This is a genomic window from Paraburkholderia mimosarum LMG 23256 = NBRC 106338 (genome assembly GCF_000739815.1).
Classification (GTDB): Bacteria; Pseudomonadota; Gammaproteobacteria; order Burkholderiales; family Burkholderiaceae; genus Paraburkholderia; species Paraburkholderia mimosarum.
Genome location: NZ_BBJJ01000222.1, coordinates 1 through 2,627 on the forward strand (window position 1 = coordinate 1; position 2,627 = coordinate 2,627).

Sequence of the window (2,627 nt, forward strand, 5' to 3'; positions counted from 1 at the left end):
CGTTGTACTAAACCGCTGACGCGGTAGTGGGAGATGGGCACAGGTCCATGGCTGACGTTTGATGAAGAGGGTTGTTTGTCGCTGAACCCCGGCAAGGTGGTGGGCAGCATCGCCAGGAGCAGTATGTGAACGCCCGGTTGGGCATTCCACCCACTGCTTCCAGGAGGCTCGCCATGACGCCACTGCGCCAACGCATGCTACATGACATGCAGATCCGCAACCTTGCGGAGAATACCCAGAAGTCCTATCTGATTCAGGTATCCAGTTTCGCCCGCCACTTTCGCCGTTCGCCCGAACTGCTCGGTCCCGAGGAGATCCGGGCCTGGCTCGTCTACCTCCGTGAAGAACGCAAGCTGGCCCCCGCCAGTCTCTGCGCAACGATCGGCGCACTGCGCTTTCTCTACCGCGTGACGCTCAAACGCGACTGGAGTGACGAGGACTTTCCCTTGCCGAGGAAGCCGATCCGCCTGCCGGTTGTCCTCAGCCTGGAGGAGATCACCGCCTTCTTTGAGTCGGTCGCGAGCCTCAAGCACCGCACCATCCTGATGACCGCGTACGCCGCCGGACTGCGGGTGTCAGAAGTCGTGCATCTGAAGGTCACCGATATCGACAGCAAGCGCATGGTCGTCCGTGTCAATCAGGGGAAGAATCGTAAGGATCGCTATGTAATGCTCTCGCCGAGGCTGCTCGAGATCCTCAGACTGTACTGGCAGGACGCTCATCCACGGGACTGGCTGTTCCCGGGCAAGATTCCCGGACAGCCCATCAGCCGCGATGCCGTGGGCCTGGCATGCCAGCTTGCACGCAGGCGCAGCGGAATCCGGAAGCCTATAACGCCGCACTCTTTGCGACACGCGTTCGCCACGCATCTGCTGGAAGCTGGCACTGATGTGCGCCGGATCCAGCTACTCATGGGCCATAGGTCCCTCGCCACAACCTCGCGTTACCTTAAGGTAGCCACCAGCACCGTATGCGCGACCGCGAGTCCCTTCGACCTGCTGCCGCATCCCACCCCCATCCCGCCTGAGCCCACACCTCCCGCATACTTCTGAAGCCATCGATGCGCCCGGCGCTCGAGGTGGCGGACATCCTCCGCCGCTGCGGCACAAAGTACCGGCAGACCCATGCCGGCGCCCTCAGTCGTGCCCAACGGCGCGCGATGAGCGCCATCGAGCTGTGTCGCACCGCCGCGCTCGGCGGACATGTTGAGCAGTGCGACACATGTGGTTATCAACGCATTGCCTACGACTCATGTCGCCATCGCTGCTGTCCGAAGTGCCAGTCGCTCGCCCGTGCGCAATGGCTCGAACGCCGGCGCGCCGAACTGCTCCCCGAGGTCGAGTATTTCCATGTCGTCTTCACGCTTCCCGAGCCCGTCGCCGCGCTTGCGTACCAGAACAAGAGGGTGATCTATGACATGCTGTTCCGCACCAGCGCCGAAACGCTGCGCACGATCGCCGCCGACCCGAAGCACCTGGGTGCGGAGATCGGCTTCCTCTCGGTCCTGCACACGTGGGGGCAGAATCTGCTGCATCATCCGCATGTGCATTGCGTGATACCGGGCGGCGGCATTGCCCCTGACGGCGAGTGCTGGATCGCCTGCCGACCCGGCTTCTTCCTGCCCGTTCGGGTCCTCTCGCGGCTCTTCCGGCGCCTCTTTCTCGAGCAGCTGCAGCGCGCGTTCGACGCCGGCGCGCTGCGCTTCCATGGCCAGCTCGAGCCGTTGCGCGATCCGCAAGCGTTTGCCGCCTGGCTTACGCCTGCTGCCCGCGCGGAGTGGGTCGTCTACGCGAAGCCACCGTTTGGTGGGGCCGCCCAGGTGCTCGATTACCTGGGCCGCTACACGCATCGCGTCGCCATCTCGAATAACCGGTTGCTGCGCTTTGATGGCGATTCGGTGCTCTTCCAGTGGAAGGACTATCGTCACGAGGCCCGCCACAGGACCATGACGCTTACGGCCGACGAATTCATCCGCCGCTTCTTGCTGCACGTACTACCCACCGGTTTCAAGCGTATCCGCAGCTACGGGTGGCTCGCCAACTGCCACCGCGCGACGCGCCTGGCCACCTGCCAACGGCTGCTCGGTGTCGAGCCGCCCGCCGCTGTGTCACCCGTCATCGGAGAAGATTACCGTGACCGTTACCAGCGGCTCACCGGCAGGTCACTGCGCGATTGCCCCGTCTGCGGCAAGGGCCACATGGTCCACATCGAAGGCGGTGTGCCCGGCATCCTGCCACGGGCTCCACCTGATCCCAGCCATGGACACTGACCGGCATCAGCACCAGCCCCCAGCACGTTGGCCTTCCGCATGCGGCCAACGCGAACCCACTCGTGCTGTAGCGTCCTCGCACCATCACAATGCCGCGAAACTGCGCACTATCTGCCCGCTGACCCTCGCATTCCCACTGACTTCACGCGACCGACTCTCTCAGACCGCCCACTTCCGCCGTGCGATGGCCACGTGCCGAGTGTCTCGAATCACCGCACCGTTCATTCAATGCCCATAGAAGCAAACGCCTGCGGAGCGGTTCAGCACAAACGATTTTTTATTTACCGCTCGCTGAGTAATCTCACTGGTTCGACTCATGCAACTGAGGCCGCGAACGCTAAACAAAAAATCCTCTGCA

2 protein-coding genes are annotated in these 2,627 nt (G+C 63.0%); both read left to right on the forward strand.

Annotated elements, in window-relative coordinates:
- Nucleotides 1-173: 173 nt before the first annotated feature.
- Nucleotides 174-1,052, forward strand: coding sequence for a tyrosine-type recombinase/integrase (locus tag BMI01S_RS36800; protein ID WP_042293165.1), 879 nt, complete (start codon nucleotides 174-176; stop codon nucleotides 1,050-1,052).
- Between the two features lie 8 nt (nucleotides 1,053-1,060).
- Complete coding sequence (locus BMI01S_RS36805) at nucleotides 1,061-2,269, forward strand: IS91 family transposase (RefSeq protein ID WP_028232657.1); 1,209 nt, start codon at nucleotides 1,061-1,063, stop codon at nucleotides 2,267-2,269.
- Nucleotides 2,270-2,627 lie beyond the last annotated feature (358 nt).

What these genes read in the sequence shown, in the direction of transcription:
- BMI01S_RS36800 (WP_042293165.1), top strand. Translation starts at nt 174, where the DNA reads ATGACGCCACTGCGCCAACGCATGCTACATGACATGCAGATCCGCAAC.
- BMI01S_RS36805 (WP_028232657.1), top strand. Translation starts at nt 1,061, where the DNA reads ATGCGCCCGGCGCTCGAGGTGGCGGACATCCTCCGCCGCTGCGGCACA.